This is a genomic window from Pseudomonas sp. BCA17, assembly GCF_004519405.1.
Lineage (GTDB): Bacteria > Pseudomonadota > Gammaproteobacteria > Pseudomonadales > Pseudomonadaceae > Aquipseudomonas.
In genome coordinates this window covers 645,202-663,674 of sequence record NZ_SGWI01000003.1, presented here as the reverse complement: position 1 = coordinate 663,674, position 18,473 = coordinate 645,202, and the positions used below count along the sequence as shown (strand labels likewise).

The following is an 18,473-nucleotide window of genomic DNA, read 5'->3' as shown; positions in this document are numbered from 1 at the left end:
TGAGAAATATTTCCATTCAGGAGCCGATCTATGTCCCGCACGCTAGACACCTTGTTGCGCCCCAGCCTGTTAGCCATGGCCATCGCCCTCGGCGCCCCGCTGGCCAGCACCACGCTGATCGCCGCCGAGCAAGCGTCCAGCGTTCGCGCCTACAACCTGCCGGCCGCGCCGTTGGCCACGACCCTGAACCAGATCGCCAGCCAGGCGGGCCTGGCGCTGGCTCTCAACCCGACGCTGGCGTCGGGCAAGACCTCGGCGCCGGTCAAAGGCCAGTTCGATGCACAGGGCGCGTTGCGTGAGGCGTTGCGTGGCACCGGGTTGCAGCTGGAGCAAAGCAGCGCGGGGACATTTACGTTGGTACCGGTTCCGGAAGGCGTCGTGGCGTTGCCGCAGACCAGCATCATCGCGCAAGGCGACACCGAAAGTGCATGGGGCCCCGTGACAGGCTATCTGGCGACGCGTACCGCCGCCGGTACCAAGACCGATACCGCACTGGTCGAAGCCCCGCGCTCGATCTCCGTGGCTACCCGCGAGCAGATGCAGGATCGCAACGTCCAGAACCTGGATGACGCCGTCAAGTACATGCCCGGCATCGTGTCCGCCAGCTACGGCAGCGACACCCGTTATGACTGGATGCGCGTACGCGGTTTCGAACCCACCCAATTCCTCGACGGCCTGCCCTTGCCGCGTGGCGTCTACGCCAACCCGAAAGCCGAAACCTGGAACCTCGACCGCCTCGCACTGCTGCGCGGCCCGGCGTCATCGGTGTATGGCCAAACCCCGCCGGGCGGTCTGTTGGACATGGTCAGCCGCCGCCCCAGTGCGGAGTCGAGCAACGCCATCCAAGTGCAATACGGCAGCGACAACTACCGCCAGATCAACTTCGCCAGCACCGGCAAGATCGATGATGAAGGCCAGTTCCTCTATGGCCTCAGCGGCGTGGTGCGCGATGCCGGCACCCAGGTCGACCATATCGACAACCAGCGCTACAACATTGCGCCAAGCCTGACCTGGAACATCGACAGCGACACCAAGCTGACCCTGCTCTCGCAGTTCACCCGCGACGATACCGGCGCCACCAGCCAGTTTCTGCCGATCGTAGGCACCAAGATCAAATCGCCGCTGGGGGACGTGTCACATCACAAGAACCTGGGCGACCCGGACTACGAATTCTACGACCGCACTTACTACGCGCTGGGCTATGCGTTCGAGCACCGCTTCAACGATACCTGGCAGTTCAAGCAGAACCTGCGTTACACCAAGTCGGAATTGGCGTTCCAGCAATTGACCGTGGGCGCCTATAGCTATTACCCGGTCGATGCCGCTGGCAATATCGGCCGTACCTCAACCAACGTTGACGAGAACATCGGCCAATTCGCGGTCGACAACAACCTCCAGGCCGATTTCGCCACAGGCGACGTCACCCACACCCTGCTGCTCGGCCTGGACCATCAACGTACCGATACGTCCTATCTGTCGATTTATGGTTCCGCCGGGACCGTCAACATCTTCAACCCGGTCAACACCCAACCTGTGGAACGCCCTGCGCGCTCAACGGCGTATTACGACTACAACCAGAAAACCGTCCAGACCGGCCTCTACGTGCAAGACCAGATGGCCCTCGACAAATGGCGACTGACCCTCGGCGGGCGTGAAGATTGGGTGCATCAAGGCACCACTTATTTCAACAAGAACGATGCGACCAATACCGACCGCAGCAAAAACTTCAGCGGTAACGCGGCGCTGAGCTATGTGTTCGATTCAGGCTTTGTGCCTTACCTGTCATACGCCGAATCCTTCCAGCCGGCGAGCAACGCCAGCGTCGACCCACTGCAGTCGTACAAACCCACGGAAGGTAAGCAATGGGAGCTGGGGATCAAGTATCAGCCCCCGGGCTCCAACACCTTATTGAGCGCCGCAGTCTACGACCTGACCCAGAAAAACGTGCTGGTCGCCAGCACCGGGGCCGGTGGCCAATCGGTCACAGACCAGACCGGCGAGGTGAAAGTCAAAGGCCTGGAGCTGGAAGCCGTGTCTGACGTCACCGAAAACCTCAAAGTGATCGCCGCGTACACCTTGGCCAAATCCGAAGTACAGAAGGGCAACTTCAAAGGCAACCGCCTGCAACTGATGCCAAACCAGCAAGCCTCCCTGTGGACCGACTACACCTGGCACACCGGCGTGCTCGACGGTTTCGGCGTCGGCTTGGGTGCCCGCTACACCGGCAACACTTACGGCGACCAGGCCAACACCTGGCTGGGCAAGGCCAACGCCTACACCGTGTTCGACGGCACCGTGCATTACGACCTGGGCCGCCTGGACAACAGCCTCAAAGGCGCCTCGTTGAAGTTGAACGCCACCAACCTGTTCAACAAGGACTACATCTCCACCTGTGACGCTTCCTACTGCTACTTCGGCGACCAACGCAGCGTCGTCGCCAGTGCCACCTACCAGTGGTAATCGGCTGAGTTAACCACCAGGCCGTCCTTCGGGGCGGCTTGGGCGTGTCTGAAGGCTAGAAAATGAAAAGCAAAACCATCCGCCGCTGGTCCTTCATCCACACCTGGACCAGCCTGATCTGCACGGTATTCCTGTTGCTGCTCGCCCTCACCGGCCTGCCGCTGGTGTTTCACCATGAGATCGACCACCTGCTGGGCAACGAGCCCACACTCGCGCAGCTGCCTGCCGATACGCCCCAACTGAATCTGCAGCAACTGGTGGCGAAGGCCCAGGCCCATCGCCCCGGCGAAGCCATGCAATACCTGGCATGGGACGAAGACGACAAGAACGGCGTGATAGCGATCATGGCCGCCACGGCCGGCACCGAGCCCAATTCGTCCCACACCTTCATGCTCGACGCCCGCACCGGTGAAGCCGTGGAAACCCCGGCGGCCAACGGCGGGCTGACGTTGTTCCTGCTGCGCCTGCATGTGGACATGTTCGCCGGCCTGCCGGGCAAGTTGCTCTTGGCATTCATGGGCGTGCTGTTTGTGCTGGCGATTGTCTCAGGCACGGTGTTGTACCTGCCGTTCATGCGCCGCTTGAAGTTCGCCACCGTGCGCAACGACAAGTCCACCCGCCTGCGCTGGCTGGACCTGCATAACCTGATCGGCGTGGTCACCCTGACCTGGGCGCTGGTGGTGGGCGTGACCGGTGTGATCAGCGCCTGCGCCGATCTGATCATCGCCGCCTGGCGCCAGGACAGCCTCAGCGCGATGATCGAACCTTACAAAAACGCCCCGCCGTTGACCCAACGTGCGCCGGCCACGGAGCTGCTGGCGATTGCCGCCAAGGCCGCGCCCGGCATGGAACCGGACTTCATCGCTTTCCCCGGCACACGCTTTTCCAGCGAGCACCATTACGCGGTGTTCATGAAAGGCAGCACACACCTGACGTCCCACCTGCTCACGCCGGTACTGATCGACGCCAGCACCCTGGCCGTCACCGCCATTGCCGAACGGCCGTGGTACATGGACGCCATGGGCCTGTCCCAACCGCTGCACTTCGGTGATTACGGCGGCATGCCGATGAAGATCCTCTGGGCAGCGCTGGATGTGCTGACGATCATCGTGCTGGGCAGCGGAGTTTACCTGTGGGTCGTACGGCGCAAGGCGGGTAAGGCATGAAGCCGCGCCAGTCGAATTTCTGGAAGGTGTTTGGCCTTCCGCTGGGGATCGGCCTGCTCAGCGCGGCCGGGTTGTTTGCGGCGTTGCTCGGGAATGGGCTGTGGGATTCGCTCAGTTGGGTCGGGTTGGGCATTCCCGCTGCAATTGGCACTTGGGCCTTGCTCAAGCGGTGAGATAGATTATCCCGGACCTTTCTTGAGGAATGCCCATGTCCGCTCCCAGCATGACTTTGTTCCACAACCCCGCGTCACCCTTCGTTCGTAAGGTTCGCGTGCTGTTGGCTGAAACCGGCCAGCAGGACCGTGTAACGCTGCAAGGCAGCATGCCGACACCGGTCAACCCGGATGCGCAGTTGGTGCAAGACAACCCGGTGGGCAAGATCCCGGCCCTGCGCCTGGCCGATGGCACGGTACTGCACGACAGCCGAGTGATCCTCGACTACTTCGACCACCAGCACGTCGGCACCCCGCTGATCCCGCGCGACGGTTCCGCCCGGTGGCGCCGCCTGACACTGGCCTCGATGGCCGACGGCATCATGGATGCCGCCGTGCTGGTGCGCTACGAGACCGCCATGCGGCCGGCGGAAAAGCACTGGGACCAGTGGCTCGACGAACAGCGCAACAAGATCCGCCGCACCCTCGCCGAACTTGAAGCGCATGCCATCGCCGAACTGACCAGCCACTTCGACATCGCCGCCATCAGTGTGGCCTGCGCCCTGGGTTACCTCGACTTCCGTCACCCTGACCTGCAATGGCGCCACGACAACCCGCAGCTTGGCGCCTGGTACGCCGAAGTCAGCCAGCGGCCTTCAATGTTGGAGACGCAGCCACCGGTTTGACCCTGTGCCCAGGTGGCGGGGGAAGAAAGGCCATGATCCTCGCCACCAACTGCGCCTTGATGTGCTGATCCTCACGCAAGCCGATCATTGCACTGCCTCCAGGTCAAACTGCAAGGGCTCGACGAGCTTACGCTTGCCTACGCCATACCAGTCCAATTTGCGCGTCAGCACCATCACCGTACCCAACAGCCCGAACAGCAACAGCGAGCCCATCAGCAACGCGTAATCCTCGGCACTCAACAGCCCATATAACAAGCCATACAACGCCGCCAATCCTGCCGAGAAGCCCAGGCCATGGGTGACACTGCGCAGCACGTGGCACACATAGAAGCCGATCAACGACACGCAGGCACCGGCGGAGATGAGGTAAGCCATGGCGAAGCCAATGTGCTCGGACAACGACAGCAACAGCAGGTAGAAAAACGCCAGCGCAAACCCCACCAGCGCGTACTGCACCGGGTGTACGGCCAAGCTCTTGAGCACTTCGAACAGAAAGAACCCGGCAAACGTCAGCGCGATAAACAGCAGTGCATATTTGATCGCGCGATCGCTCTTGAGGTACTGGTCCACCGGGTCGATGAAGTTCACGCCGAAACCGCGATTGTTGAAGTCGTTACAGCCCTGGCCATCCAGGCAGGTTTGCAGGGCTTGTTCAAGGTTGGTGGAAAAAAACGAGGTCTGCCAGTTGGCGGTGAAACCCTTGTCGGTGACCTCACGCTGGGCCGGGAGGAAGTTGCCGATAAAGCTCGGATGCGGCCAGTTGGAAGCCAGGGACACTTGGCTGACCTTGCCCACCGGGACCACTTGCAGTTGCTCGGTGCCTTGCAGGCGCAGGTCAAAAGCGAAATCCACCATGCCTGGTTTTTTGCTGTCCAACTCCGGCAGCGTCACGTGGACGCCCTCCCCCAGCCAGTCCACTTGTGAACCAGGCTCGAAGTCCAGGCGCTGGTTACCCAGCTCAAGCTTCAATGCGTTTTCGATGCCGCGAATATCGCTGATACCTACCGCCAGAAACGCCGCTTCAAAGCGGTAATCGGCAAAATCCTCGGTGATGCCCAGTTGTGCAGGCAGCTCGAAACGCCCGTTGATACGGTTGTCGGCATGGAACAGCCGCGCCTGATAGATGCCTCGCGCACGCAGTTCGGTCTGCACCTTGCCGTCGAGCTCGAAACGATCCGGCAAGAAATACAGACGACCGCGCTCCTCACGGGTTTCTTCGTAGCGCTTATTGAGCTTTTCATTGAGCTTCCACTCACGCACGGTCTTGCGGTAGGGCACCACCATTACCGGCCCCGTGAGGCGCTGGCTGTAGCTGGAGCTGCGGGCGATGTCCATCAATACGCCGTCGCGCAGCTGCTGGCGGTCACTGATAATGCCGTTGATCATCAGCAGCGGAATCAGCAACAACAGCATCAGCAGCGCAATCGCGCCAAGTTTGAAAAGCAGACTGCGGTTCATGGGGCTCTCCCTGTTTTTGATGGGGAGAGACTGCGTTACGCGTGTGGGAGATTTATGTAGGCAATGTGGAGACTGTGTGGAGATGCAGCACCACCTGCACACCGCCCGGCACATTGCCGATCTGCAACGCGCCGCCGTGCAACTTCATCACTTCCTCAACAAAATTGAGCCCCAGGCCGGTGCTTTTGCGCCCGCTGCCCGGGCGTGGAAGTGAGTAAAAGCGTTCGCTCAAACGTGGCAGCGCATACTCGGGAATGGGAGCCGCCTGGTTGAACAGGCTCACCTGCACGTCGTTGTGCAGTGTCTGTGCGCTGAATCGCAGGGCGCCACCGGGTGGCGTGAAGTCCAAAGCGTTATCCAGCAGATTGCCCAGGGCCTGGCGTAACAGGAAAGGTTCGCCGTACACCCTCACTTCTGCGCCAATCAGTTGCTCGATACGCAAACCCGCGCCTTCGATGCGCGCGCATTGCGCCTTGAGCACCTCGTCGACCATCGCTGCCAGCACGATGCTTGCCTGTTCTTCCAGACCCTGGCGTTGCTCGACTTGTGCCAGGTTCAGCAGCCGTTCGATCAGTTGCTGCAGGCGTGCACTTTCACTGTCGATATTGCCCACGAAGCGCTGCTGTTGCTCGCGGGTCATATCGCCCTGCAGCAACTCCGCCGCACCGCGTATCGCCGCCAAGGGGCTTTTCAACTCATGGGTCAAGGTGTGTACGTAATGTTCGACGTAGGCCTTGCCTTCCAACTGCGTGCGCATGTGCTCCACCGCCGTGGACAGCTGCTTGAGTTCACCGCCGCGGTAATGCGGCAACTCGGCACGCCGCCCCTCGCTGACAGCCTCTGCGTAAGCCGTCAAACGGCGCAGGGCGACGCTTAGCCACCACGACAACACAGCCCCGAGCAACAGGCCCAGCACCACCAACCCGGCGCCGTACCACAGCAGGCGCCGTTCGGTGCGGTCGACATAGGGCTGCAACGAGCTGTTGGGCTTGGCCACGGTGACCACGCCGATGATCTGACCGTTGTCGCGGATCGGCGCCCCGACGTGCATCACCGAGGACGTCGGATCGTCCGGCGTGCTACGGGTGGAGCGGGCGCCGTATTCACCGCGCAAGGTCAGGTACACATCGTTCCATTGCGAATAATCCTGGCCCACCGCTTCGCCGCTGGAGTCGAGCAGCACGATGCCCTTGGCGTCGGTTACGTAAATGCGGTGGTTGACCTGATTCTTCGGCAGCCCCCAGATGGTCGCGCCTGGCTGGCGATTGCCGTAGGCCTTGAGTAACTGCGGCCAATGGCTCTCGCCGAGAGTGCCGTTCCTGACGTCATCACGCAGGATCTCGGCCAGCAGGTTGGCGGTGTCCACCAGGGTCTCTTCGGTGGACTGTCGCACGCCGGGGCGGATTTCCTTCATCACCGTGTTGAGCACGAAATAACCGGTCAGGCCGATAAACAAGGCGTACACCAGGAAGATCCGCAGCCCCAGGCGCATCAGCTATGGCCCGGACTGTAGCTGTAGCCCAGGCCACGATGGGTCTGGATCGGTTCGGCATCCGCCGCGATGCTGCGCAGCTTGCTACGCAGGCTTTTGATATGGCTGTCGATATTGCGCTCGTAGCCGGCATCGGCGGCTACACCCACTGCATCGAGCAACTGCTCGCGGCTGAAGACGCGTTCGGGCTGCTCCAGAAGGCTGTGCAAGAGGCGAAACTCGTGCCGAGTCAGGCTTAGCGGCTGGCCGCGATACTGAATCTGCATGCGCTCCAGGTCCACCTGGAATGAAGTCGGCGCCACGCTGGGGCCGACCCGTTTGAGAATCGCCTTGACCCGCGCAGCCACTTCCCGAGGGCTGAACGGCTTGACCACATAATCGTCGGCGCCGATCTCCAGCCCCACCACTCGGTCGATTTCACCATCCCGGGCACTTAGAAACATCACCGGCACTTCCGTGAAGCGGCGCAGTTGCTTGCAGGTTTCAAAGCCACTGATGTCCGGCAGCCCGATGTCGAGGATGATCAGGTCCGCCGGGGTCTGGCGTTGATAAGCCAACGCCTCCTGGCCAAGACTCAGCCACGTGGTGCCGAAGCCCTCGCCTTGCAAGGCGAATATCAGCGTATCGGCAATCGCCGCTTCGTCTTCGACAATCAGGATGTGCGGCATGGGCTCGATCAGCAGTCGGGTTTGTCGGCAGTGTAACGGCGGGCCGGGTTTACCGCTGCGCCGAATTCACGCAACGCCTTGGCGCCGATCAACAGCGGGTAATTGAAGCTGCTGCGGTCGGTGAGGTTGACCTCGACCGTGCGCTTGACGTTGCCCAGGCACATCTCCAGGTCGATGACCGGGCGCTTGGCCACTGTGGCGTCGTCCTTGTCCTCGTCCTCATCGGCGCGACTTTTGATCTTGCTGATACGCGACACCTTGTGTTCAAACACCTTGTCGCTCGCCTCCTTGCCACCGAGGCGGAAGCGTACCCAGTCGTCGCCGTCACGCTGGAAGGTTTCGATGTTGCGCGCCGACAGCGACGCGGTCAGTGCACCGGTGTCCATCTTGGCCTTGAAGGTTTGGCCGATCTCCGGCAACTGAATGTATTCGTAACGACCGTAGAGGGTCGGTTCGGCAGCCATGACAGGCAAGGCGACCAGGGCGAGCGAGGCAAGGAGCAGTTTCACGGAATGATTTCCTCGAAAGAAGTAGGCGGATTCTAGACCGCAAAAGTGCTGCTGAGTTAGCTCACTCAACCATACCCGGCACATTGTGAAACATTCGTCCGGCAAGATGCGATTTGGCCTCTAGACTCAGCTTGCTTATCATGGCCCGCCCAGACAATTCCAAGAGTTGCTTATGCGCCGCCTGCTCACCGGCTGTTTTGTCACACTGCTGTTATTACTCAACACCCTGGTGCTGTTCGGACCGTTGATGGTGTTTGCCCTACTCAAACTGGTGGCCCCCGGTCGCTTTCGCGACTACGCCTCATGGGCGGTGATGTGGATTGCCGAAACCTGGGCCGAGATCGACAAACTGATCTTTTCGCTGTGCATCCCGACCCAATGGGACATTCGCGGCGGTGATGACCTGCGCGGTGACACCTCCTACCTGGTCATCGGCAACCATCAATCCTGGGTCGATATCCCGGCGCTGATCCAGGCGTTGAACCGACGCACGCCGTTCTTCAAGTTCTTCCTTAAAAAAGAACTGGTCTGGGTACCCTTCCTGGGCCTGGCCTGGTGGGCGCTGGATTACCCGTTCATGAAGCGCTACACCAAGGCGTTCCTGGCCAAGCACCCGGAATTGGCGGGGCAGGACTTGAAGATCACCCGGCAGGCTTGCGAACTGTTCAAGCGCCAGCCGGTGACGGTGGTCAACTACCTGGAAGGCACGCGCTTCAGCAAGGCCAAACACAAGCAGCAGGATTCGCCCTTCACGCGGCTGCTCAAGCCCAAGGCGGGCGGCGTGGCATTTGTATTGGCGGCCATGGGCGAACAGCTGGACGCGATCCTCGACGTGACGGTGGTCTATCCGCAGCAGAAGATTCCGGGGTTCTGGGATTTGATCAGCGGCGCGGTGCCGAAAGTGATCATCGATATCCGTACCCGCGAACTGGACCCGGCGTTGTGGCAGGGGGATTACGAGAACGATCCGGCCTTTCGCCAGACCGTCCAGAACTGGGTGAACCAGCTCTGGAAGGAGAAGGACCAGCGCATACAACAGCTGTTATCGGATTAAGCTGCGCCTTACTGGAGAAGCAGCCTTTTCTCCAGCATCATCAGGCCAAGGGATGCAGGCGTTTCAGTCAGCTTACTGGGATGAATAAACTCAGGGGTTGATGAAGCAATCAACTCTTCATCCGTTAGACGCTTGTCAATGTCCACTTGAAGCCCGGCGCCCCGCACGGCCTGTGCCAGCTCATCCGCTGAAGGGGTGTCGCTCAAGCGCTGCCCCAGGGGATGGTGGTACCTGCGAACCATCGTGTCTTGCTTGGCAACCGCATCCGCGTGTTCCTGTATACATTGATAACTTGCTTTGCCTGGCCCGGATGCAGCAGCGGCGCCGCTGGCGATCAGTCGGAAGGCGTCATTGAGGCTCGATGCATGAATAATGTTCATAGGAAATGTTCTACCTGAATGGATTGAAGAATCCGCTCCGGCAACTCTGCGCGCCGGAACGGTCTCCCTGGGTGGTAAAACATCCCATACGGTTCAACGAAAAATGTTGCACAACATTCTCAAAATTCTTCGGATCGACTCGCGTCAACTCCCCCAGACACTGCCCAGGCTTTGCAGCAAGGAACCGCCCACGCCTTGGTCGCCCAGGTATTTGAGGATCACCGGCGCAAATTGGCCGACCATTCCACTGTCCATGCCCAGGGCGCTGAATGCGGTGTTCAGATCGTTAGTGTTTTTCACATTACCCAGCAGGCCATCCAGGCCGCTGGTCTTGCTGCCGCCGCTCTGGCCGAGCATGCCGCTCAACGCGCCCAGGCTACCCAGGGAGTTGGTGCCCGACAGCTTATCCAGGCCTGGAACGCTCTTGCCCAGCTGCGAATAGTCAGTGCTGCTCAGTTGATTCTTGGCCAGGCCCAGCATGGCGCCGGTACCGCCGATCGCTTGTTCCGGGGTGACGTTCAGTTGCGAGGTCAGCGCCTGCAGCAGGCCGGCGGTCTGGGAGCTTGGCGCTGCGGCAGCCGCCTTATTGTTGCCCTGGGCGCCGGAAACGGCGTTGGCCACGTCGCCCAAGCTGAAACCTGCGGCAAACACCGGGCTGGCAGCCACGGTCAACAGGCAGGACAGGGCAAAACCGCGTGAAATCTTCATCAAGACAACCTCAGAATGTATGAGCTAAAAAGCAGGCGTTTGACTGACATCCCTGGAGGAATGTTCCCACTCACAGATTAGTTCAGAATATTTTGCATCCGATTTACCTGCGCCCGCTTACACCCGGCCTGCACCACCCGCAGTCGTGAGCCATTCCGACGAGGTGCGGCGCCCATATCACCGGGCTCAGGAACCCATCGCCATTGGCAAGGTCCATGAACTGACTACAAAATTTGTCAGGAACAGACTTATGACTGCGATCCAACCCCAAGTAATTGAGCACAAACCCTCATTCTGGAGCGGCCCTCGCCTGTTCATCGGCGCCTGCGCAGTGGTGGTTGCCGGCATCGGCGGCGCCCTTTATACCCAGGACAACGTCAAAGCCGCCGCCACCCTGGTGACCACCGAACAACAACCGGCCGCGCAGATCATGGCGCACAAGGATTACCTGGAAGTGCAGCCGATCGCCGCCACTGCCCCGGCACCGGACCACAGCCTGGAGCTGTGGGCAATCCCCGAGGGCGGAACGCCTGTGTCACTGGGCCTGTTGCCGGAAGACGGCAAAGGCATCATCGGCCTTAATCCTCGCCAGCAGGAATCCATCAGCAAACCGGTAGAGTTGATGGTGAGTGCGGAAACCAAAGGCGGCTCGTTGAGCAAACAGCCAACGGGGCCGACGGTGTACCAAGGGGCGCTGGCGGCTCGATAACGCCATAGCCTGAATGCGCAAGCCATAAGGGCGGTCCTCGGACCGCCCTTTTTGCATCCAGGGTAATCTGCGGTAGCAGCTTTCACAGGAACGAAAGCCCCGCAGCCTCCCACCCAGGCTCGCCTACCGCGTACCGACAACCGCGCAGGCTTACCCGTTAACAAGGAGTTAGAACTATGGTAATCGGCCCTCTGCTTTATGCTGCGCGCACCCAACTGCTGCCGCCCCCGCCTCCCGGCATCGACCAATGCCCTGCGACACAAGATATCCAATCCACGCCCTACACAGACCCTGATCTGCCGCCCCCATACGGCGACGGTTATCAATACACGGCCACTGCCAACGGCAAGACGTGGACAGGGCAAACGGCGGCGACCCACGATGATTACCTGGCACCTGAATACGCGCTGAAGCCCGAGGCCATCCATGAACGGAACGGCAAGCTCCTGTGTGATTACGGTGGCAATCGCGTGGTCAAAAACGGGGAAGTGGCCAATCCCTACCTGAGGCTTTCGGCACTCAAATGATCAAAAAAATGGCGACCTCCGGGGTTAATGCCAGCCAGTTAAGAGTGAACGCTGTATGTGTGGCGAGGGAGCCTGCTCCCGTTGGGTCGCGAAGCGGCCCCATTCTTTGTTTACAAAGCATGGGACTGCTGCGCAGTCCAACGGGAGCAAGCTCCCTCGCCACAGGTTACTTTTTAGCCTTTCCTTCTTAACTGACTGGCATTAACCCCGGGGGTCGCCATTTTTCAGCATTGCACTTTATGCCGCACTGAACAGTTTGTGCGGGTCAATCACAAACTTCTTCGGCACGCCCGCATCGAACTCACCATACCCACGCGGTGCATCATCCAGGCTGATCACCTGCACGCCGACGATCTCGGCAATGTTGATGCGGTCCCACATGATCGCCTGCATCAGTTGGCGGTTGTACTTCATCACAGGCGTTTGCCCAGTGTGGAAGCTGTGGGATTTGGCCCAGCCCAGGCCAAAGCGGATGCTCAGGCTGCCCATTTTCGCAGCGGCATCCACCGCGCCTGGATCTTCGGTCACGTACAGGCCCGGAATACCAATCTTGCCCGCCACGCGCACCACACCCATCAGCGAGTTGAGCACGGTGGCCGGCGCTTCGGCTTTCACGCCTTCGTGGCCGTGACCACGGGCTTCGAAACCTACGGCATCGACGGCGCAGTCCACCTCAGGTTCACCCAACAATGCGGCGATTTGTTCGTGCAGTGGAGTGTCTTTGGACAGGTCAGCGATTTCAAAACCCTGGGCCTTGGCGTGGGCCAGGCGGACCGGGTTGACGTCGCCGATGATCACCACCGCCGCGCCCAGCAGGCGTGCAGAGGCGGCAGCGGCCAGGCCGACCGGGCCGGCGCCCGCGATGTACACGGTGCTGCCCGGCCCAACGCCCGCAGTGACGGCGCCGTGGTAGCCGGTAGGCAGAATGTCGGAGAGGCAGGTCAGGTCGCGGATTTTCTCCATGGCCTTGTCGCGGTCCGGCAGTTTGAGCAGGTTGAAGTCGGCATAGGGCACCAGCACGTATTCGGCCTGGCCGCCGGTCCAGTCGCCCATGTCGACATAACCGTAGGCGCCACCGGCACGGGCCGGGTTGACGGTGAGGCACACACCGGTGTGTTGCTCTTTGCAGGAGCGACAGCGGCCGCACGCGACGTTGAACGGCACCGACACCAGATCACCGATCTTCAGGTTCTCGACGTCGCTGCCCTTCTCGATCACTTCGCCGGTAATTTCATGACCGAGCACCAGGCCGGTCTGGGCAGTGGTACGGCCGCGAACCATGTGTTGGTCGGAGCCGCAGATGTTGGTGGAAACCACGCGCAGGATGACGCCGTGCTCAATCTTCCTGCCACGGGGGTCCTGCATTTTGGGATAGTCGATTTTCTGCACTTCGACTTTGCCGTTGCCGAGATACACGACACCACGATTACCAGACATGTCAGTCACCTCTATATTTATCGTTGTTAAGAGAGTGGAATGAGCTTCAAGCGGCCAGCTACAAGCCGCAAGAAGTGTGCAGAGCCGCTTTTTCCTGCGGCTTGAAGCTTGCAACTTGCCACTACAGGACGACCGTCCTGTTAGCGTTCAAGAACACACGTCTTTCAATGTGATAACCCACAGCTCGAGCCAATGTGAGTCCTTCGATATCCCGTCCCTTGGCAATCAAATCCTCGGGATAATGGCTGTGATCCACCACCTCCACACCCTGGGCAATGATCGGCCCTTCATCCAGATCGTTGTTGATGTAATGCGCCGTGGCCCCCACCAACTTCACGCCCTTGTTGTACGCCTGGTGATAAGGCTTAGCGCCCTTGAAGCCCGGCAGCAACGAGTGATGAATGTTGATGGCCTTGCCATCCAGCTTGCGACACAGTTCCGGCGACAGCACTTGCATGTAGCGCGCAAGGATCACCAATTCAGCGCCGGTGTCTTCCACCACTTGCCACACCTGACGCTCCTGGGACGGTTTGTCATTGGGGTCGAGGGGGAAATGGTAGTAGGGAATCTGGTGCCAGTCGGCCAAGGGTTTCAAATCAGGGTGATTGGACACCACCGCCACTACGTCCATCGACAGTTGGCCAATGCGCTGGCGGTACAACAGGTCGTTGAGGCAGTGATCGGCCTTGGAAACCATGATCACTACTTTTGGCCGATAATTCGGCGCCGTCAGCTCGAAGATCATGCCGAAGGCCTCACCACGCGTGGCCAGGCCCTCGCGGAAAGCCTGTTCGTCAAATCCGTCGGGTTGGCGGAATTCCACGCGGATGAAGAACCGTCCCGAGAGCCGGTCATCGAACGAGTGGTGCTCGGTGACATAGCAGCCCTGTTCGAACAGGTAGCGGGTGACCGCGTCCACCGTGCCGAGCACGCTGGGGCAGTCGGCGGTCAAAATCCATGTATCGGGTGCGCGGCTCATGGGGCATTCCTCAGGCTTGAACGCTCAGGCCAAATTCGGCAGATGCATCCTGCAACCACAACCACCAGTAATCCGAGAAGCTGCGACGAATCACCAGTTCCCAGGTGTCTTCAGCGGTGTGGCGGATCACCAATTGCGACTTGGCGAACACCGTACCCACTGCCTTGCCTACCGGGAAGTTGTTGGGGTGCACGTCGTAGCTGGTGGACTTCATCAGCACATCGCGCACATTCGGGCCGCTGAGTTCGAGGATCTGCTGGCCACCACTGACGTTGACGATCTGGATATGCAGGTCGCCCAGGGCGGCGCGCAGGTTTTGCTCGGCGGCGAACTCTTCACCGCTCGGCACAACGAGCAGCCACTCATCCGGGCCGAGCCATTGCAGGCTGGTTTCGCCCTTGACGATGACTTGCAGGGCACCGGGCAGTTCGATGCCGAGCGCCTTGTGCACGCCGGCAGCGAAGGCGGCGTCATGGCCGTCGCCGCGGATGGTCAGATGACCCAGGAGTTTCTTTTCACGCACGATCACGCCGGCGTTCTTGCGACCTTTGCCGACCAGGCTGGCGAGGTCGGCATGGTGCAGCGACGACTCGGCCTTGGCGCCGGTGGTGGGGCGTTGCTGGTATACGTTGGCTGCTGTCATAGAGCACCTGTTCTGAATTCTGTGGTGACTGTTCCGGCCTCATCGCGGGCAAGCCCCCTCCCACCTCTGGAATGCACTCCACTGTGGGAACTGGCTTGCCTGCGATGCAGGCGCCTCGGTCCATCAAATGTTCTGACGATCGCCTTTCGGGTCGAAGAACACCGAAGACACAATCTCCGCTTCGATCACGCTGCCATCCGCCTGCGGTGAGAACACCCGCTCGCCGATGCGCTTCAAGCCGCCCTTCACCACCGCCATCGCGAACGAATAGCCAAGGGAGTTGTGGGCGTAGCTCGAGGTCACATGACCGACCATCTTCATCGGGATCGACTGCTTCGGATCGAACACCAACTGCGCGCCTTCCGGCAGCCACACTTTTGGATCGACCGGCTTCAAGCCCACCAGTTGTTTACGCTCTTCACGCACGCAGTCTTCACGGTTCATGCCGCGCCAGCCGATCCACGAGAACGGCTTGGTACGCCCGACACACCAGCCCATGTTCAGGTCATCCGGGGTCATCGAGCCATCGGTGTCCTGGCCGACGATGATGAAGCCCTTCTCGGCCCGCAGGACGTGCATGGTTTCGGTGCCGTACGGGGTCAGGTTGTACTTCTTGCCGGCCTCGACGATCTTCTCCAGCACGCCCATGGCGTAGTCGGCCTGCACGTTGACTTCGTACGACAGCTCACCGGTAAACGAGATCCGGAACACACGAGCCGGTACCCCGCCGACCAGGCCTTCCTTCCAGGTCATGAACGGGAAGCCATCCTTGTCCAGGTCGATGTCGGTGACTTCAGCCAGCAGCTTGCGGCTGTTGGGGCCGGACAGCGTCATGGTCGCCCAGTGGTCGGTGACCGAGGTGAAGTACACCTTGAGGTCCGGCCATTCGGTCTGTTGGTAGATTTCCAGCCACTGGAGCACGCGAGCGGCGCCGCCGGTGGTGGTGGTCATCAGGAAGTGGTTGTCGGCGAGACAGGCGGTGACGCCGTCGTCGAAGACCATACCGTCTTCCTTGCACATCAGGCCGTAGCGCGCCTTGCCCACGTCGAGCTTGGTCCAGGCGTTGCTGTAGATGCGGTTGAGGAACTCACGGGCATCCGGGCCTTGAATGTCGATCTTGCCGAGGGTGGACGCATCCAGCAGGCCGACGCTGTCGCGCACGGCCAGGCATTCGCGCTTGACCGCGGCATGCAGGTCTTCGCCGTTGCGTGGGAAATACCAAGGGCGTTTCCACTGGCCGACGTCTTCAAACTCGGCGCCGCTCTTGACGTGCCAGGCGTGCAGCGCGGTGTAGCGGACCGGCTCGAAGATGTGCCCACAGTGGCGGCCCGCTACCGCGCCGAAAGTCACCGGCGTGTAGTTGGGGCGGAACATGGTGGTGCCCATCTGCGGGATGGTCACGTTCAGGGAGCGAGCGGCAATCGCCAGGCCGTTGACGTTACCCAGCTTGCCCTGGTCGGTACCAAAGCCCAGTGCGGTGTAGCGTTTGACGTGTTCGACCGACTCGAAACCTTCGCGGGTCGCCAGTTCGATGGCCGCGGCAGTGACGTCGTTCTGCAGGTCGACAAATTGCTTGGGTGCCCGCGCGGTGGCTTTTTCGTGAGGCACCTGGAACAGCGCCAGGGTCGGTTCTTCCAGACGGCTCAAGGCTTTGGGCAGCGTGCCTTCCACCGGTGCAAAACCGGCTTCGCTGGCTGCGCGTACGCCCCCTTCAAAACCGTCGGCCAGGGAATCGCCAAGGCCGTAGACGCCGTTGATGCCGCCGACACACACACGTTTCTGCGGTGCTTCGCCCGGTACAAAACCGAGGATGTCTTCACGCCAGGTCGGCTTGCCGCCCAGGTGCGAGGCCAAGTGAACCACGGGGCTGTAGCCGCCTGAGCTGGCGACCAGGTCGCAGTCCAGCCACTCGCCGGGGCTGGTGACTTTATGGGCCTTGACGTCGATGGCCGCCACACGGGCGCCGGTCACATGCTTGCTGCCACGGGCTTCGATCACGGCGCTGCCGGTGAGGATGCGGATGCCTTTGGCGCGGGCTTCTTCAACCAGGGCACCGCGGGGGTTGTGGCGTGCATCGGCTACGGCCACCACTTGCAGGCCCGCGTCGAACCAGTCCAGCGCCACGCGGTAGGCGTGATCGTTGTTGGTCGACAGCACCAGTTTTTTGCCGGGTGCCACGCCGTAGCGGCGCACGTAGGTGGAGACCGCACCGGCGAGCATGTTGCCCGGCACGTCGTTGTTGCCGTACACCAGCGGGCGCTCGCAGGCGCCGGTCGCCAGCACCACTCGCTTGGCCCGTACACGATGGATACGCTGACGCACCACGCCAATCGGCGCGCGGTCACCGAGGTGATCGGTGAGGCGTTCGTGAATGGTCAGGAAGTTATGATCATGGTAGCCATTGACGGTAGCGCGGGGCAGCAGCACCACGTCCGGCAGGGCCTTCAATTCGGCGATCACACTGGCGACCCATTCCATGGCCGGTTTGCCGTCGAGGCTTTCGCGGGAGTCGAGCAGCGAGCCGCCGAACTCTTCCTGCTCATCGGCAATGATCACCCGAGCGCCGCTGCGCGCGGCAGCCAGTGCAGCGGCCAGGCCGGCAGGGCCTGCGCCGACCACCAGCACGTCGCAGTGACGATTCATGTTGTCGTAGGTGTCCGGGTCGTTCTCGGTCGGCGAGCGGCCAAGGCCTGCGGCCTTGCGGATGTACTTCTCGTAAGTCATCCAGAACGATTGCGGGTACATGAAGGTTTTGTAGTAGAAACCCGGCGGCATCAGCTTGCCGCCGACCTTGCCGAGGATGCCCATCATGTCATTGTTCACGCTCGGCCAACCGTTGGTGCTGGTGGCGACGAGGCCCTGATACAGCGCCTGTTGCGTAGCGCGCACGTTGGGAATCTGGGTGGCTTCGGTGGCGCCGATCTGCAGCACCGCGTTCGGCTCTTCGGCGCCGGCGGCGAAGATGCCCCGAGGGCGCGAATATTTGAAACTGCGGCCGATGATGTCGACGCCGTTGGCCAGCAACGCGGCGGCCAGGGTGTCACCTTCAAAGCCTTTGTAGCTCTGGCCATTGAAGGTAAACGTGAGGACTTTATTACGGTCGATGCGGCCACCGTTGGACAGGCGATTGGTCTGGCTCATACCTTCTCTCCAGAGGCCTTGGCGGTGAATTGTGGCTTCTCACCGATCTTGTAGGTTTCAAGAATTTCGTAGGTCACGGTATCGCGCGTGGCGTTGAAATACTGGCGGCAACCGGCAGCATGAATCCACAGCTCGTGGTGCAGGCCGCGCGGGTTGTCGCGGAAGAACATGTAGTCGCCCCACTCTTCATCGGTGCAGGCGTTCGGGTCCAGCGGGCGCGGGATGTGCGCTTGGCCGGACGCATGGAATTCCTCTTCGGAGCGCAGTTCGCCACAGTGAGGACAGAAGATATGCAACATAGGAA

The 18,473-nt window shown here is 60.9% G+C and carries 18 protein-coding genes; 7 read left to right on the top strand and 11 right to left on the bottom strand.

Annotated elements, in window-relative coordinates; all coding sequences use genetic code 11:
- Positions 1-30 precede the first annotated feature (30 nt).
- The 4 genes from EXW71_RS15590 (at position 31) to EXW71_RS15580 (ending at position 4,464) form a co-directional block, all read left to right on the top strand.
- Positions 31-2,460, top strand: a complete 2,430-nt coding sequence (locus tag EXW71_RS15590) for a TonB-dependent siderophore receptor (protein WP_134659053.1) — start codon at positions 31-33, stop codon at positions 2,458-2,460.
- A gap of 62 nt (positions 2,461-2,522) precedes the next feature.
- A complete protein-coding gene (locus tag EXW71_RS15585; protein WP_134659055.1) occupies positions 2,523-3,626 on the top strand; it encodes a PepSY domain-containing protein in 1,104 nt (367 codons plus the stop codon).
- A complete protein-coding gene (locus EXW71_RS28795; RefSeq protein ID WP_148046912.1) occupies positions 3,623-3,799 on the top strand; it encodes a DUF4175 domain-containing protein in 177 nt (58 codons plus the stop codon). Before EXW71_RS15585 ends, EXW71_RS28795 begins: the two co-directional genes overlap by 4 nt.
- A gap of 35 nt (positions 3,800-3,834) precedes the next feature.
- Positions 3,835-4,464: a glutathione S-transferase gene (locus EXW71_RS15580; protein WP_134659057.1), complete on the top strand. Its 630-nt coding sequence runs from the start codon at positions 3,835-3,837 to the stop codon at positions 4,462-4,464.
- An 84-nt stretch (positions 4,465-4,548) separates the two neighbouring features.
- Here the strand turns inward: EXW71_RS15580 and creD are convergent, their stop codons facing one another.
- Genes creD through EXW71_RS15560 form a run of 4 tightly spaced genes read right to left on the bottom strand, consistent with a single transcriptional unit; the run spans position 4,549 to position 8,591 of the window.
- Complete coding sequence (gene creD, locus EXW71_RS15575; RefSeq protein WP_134659059.1) at positions 4,549-5,922, bottom strand: cell envelope integrity protein CreD; 1,374 nt, start codon at positions 5,920-5,922, stop codon at positions 4,549-4,551.
- A gap of 52 nt (positions 5,923-5,974) precedes the next feature.
- Positions 5,975-7,414 (bottom strand): two-component system sensor histidine kinase CreC, encoded by a 1,440-nt coding sequence (gene creC, locus EXW71_RS15570; RefSeq protein ID WP_134659061.1) that lies wholly within the window; start codon positions 7,412-7,414, stop codon positions 5,975-5,977.
- Entirely contained in the window at positions 7,414-8,082 is a 669-nt protein-coding gene (creB, locus tag EXW71_RS15565) for a two-component system response regulator CreB (RefSeq protein WP_123717269.1), read from the bottom strand. Before creB ends, creC begins: the two co-directional genes overlap by 1 nt.
- Before the next feature lie 8 nt (positions 8,083-8,090).
- Positions 8,091-8,591 (bottom strand): ATP-dependent zinc protease, encoded by a 501-nt coding sequence (locus tag EXW71_RS15560; RefSeq protein ID WP_123717268.1) that lies wholly within the window; start codon positions 8,589-8,591, stop codon positions 8,091-8,093.
- 172 nt (positions 8,592-8,763) lie between these two features.
- On the opposite strand from EXW71_RS15560, the gene EXW71_RS15555 reads away from it, so the two are divergent.
- Positions 8,764-9,645, top strand: coding sequence for an acyltransferase (locus EXW71_RS15555; RefSeq protein WP_123717267.1), 882 nt, complete (start codon positions 8,764-8,766; stop codon positions 9,643-9,645).
- A gap of 8 nt (positions 9,646-9,653) precedes the next feature.
- Here the strand turns inward: EXW71_RS15555 and EXW71_RS15550 are convergent, their stop codons facing one another.
- Both EXW71_RS15550 and EXW71_RS15545 read right to left on the bottom strand, forming a co-directional pair.
- Entirely contained in the window at positions 9,654-10,025 is a 372-nt protein-coding gene (locus tag EXW71_RS15550) for a hypothetical protein (protein ID WP_134659064.1), read from the bottom strand.
- Between the two features lie 144 nt (positions 10,026-10,169).
- A complete protein-coding gene (locus EXW71_RS15545; RefSeq protein ID WP_123717265.1) occupies positions 10,170-10,733 on the bottom strand; it encodes a DUF2780 domain-containing protein in 564 nt (187 codons plus the stop codon).
- 250 nt (positions 10,734-10,983) lie between these two features.
- Between EXW71_RS15545 and EXW71_RS15540 the strand changes: the two genes are divergently transcribed.
- Positions 10,984-11,442: an anti-sigma factor domain-containing protein gene (locus EXW71_RS15540; RefSeq protein ID WP_123717264.1), complete on the top strand. Its 459-nt coding sequence runs from the start codon at positions 10,984-10,986 to the stop codon at positions 11,440-11,442.
- Between the two features lie 176 nt (positions 11,443-11,618).
- A complete protein-coding gene (locus EXW71_RS15535; RefSeq protein ID WP_256657148.1) occupies positions 11,619-11,969 on the top strand; it encodes a hypothetical protein in 351 nt (116 codons plus the stop codon).
- 237 nt (positions 11,970-12,206) lie between these two features.
- Here the strand turns inward: EXW71_RS15535 and fdhA are convergent, their stop codons facing one another.
- From fdhA to EXW71_RS15510, 5 genes are all read right to left on the bottom strand, one after another.
- Positions 12,207-13,406, bottom strand: coding sequence for a formaldehyde dehydrogenase, glutathione-independent (gene fdhA, locus EXW71_RS15530; protein ID WP_016972852.1), 1,200 nt, complete (start codon positions 13,404-13,406; stop codon positions 12,207-12,209).
- Between the two features lie 121 nt (positions 13,407-13,527).
- A complete protein-coding gene (gene purU, locus EXW71_RS15525; RefSeq protein ID WP_123717262.1) occupies positions 13,528-14,385 on the bottom strand; it encodes a formyltetrahydrofolate deformylase in 858 nt (285 codons plus the stop codon).
- 10 nt (positions 14,386-14,395) lie between these two features.
- Positions 14,396-15,028, bottom strand: coding sequence for a sarcosine oxidase subunit gamma (locus tag EXW71_RS15520; protein ID WP_123717261.1), 633 nt, complete (start codon positions 15,026-15,028; stop codon positions 14,396-14,398).
- Between the two features lie 123 nt (positions 15,029-15,151).
- Positions 15,152-18,169, bottom strand: a complete 3,018-nt coding sequence (locus EXW71_RS15515; RefSeq protein ID WP_134659068.1) for a sarcosine oxidase subunit alpha — start codon at positions 18,167-18,169, stop codon at positions 15,152-15,154.
- Positions 18,166-18,468 (bottom strand): sarcosine oxidase subunit delta, encoded by a 303-nt coding sequence (locus tag EXW71_RS15510; RefSeq protein WP_027605979.1) that lies wholly within the window; start codon positions 18,466-18,468, stop codon positions 18,166-18,168. Before EXW71_RS15510 ends, EXW71_RS15515 begins: the two co-directional genes overlap by 4 nt.
- Positions 18,469-18,473 lie beyond the last annotated feature (5 nt).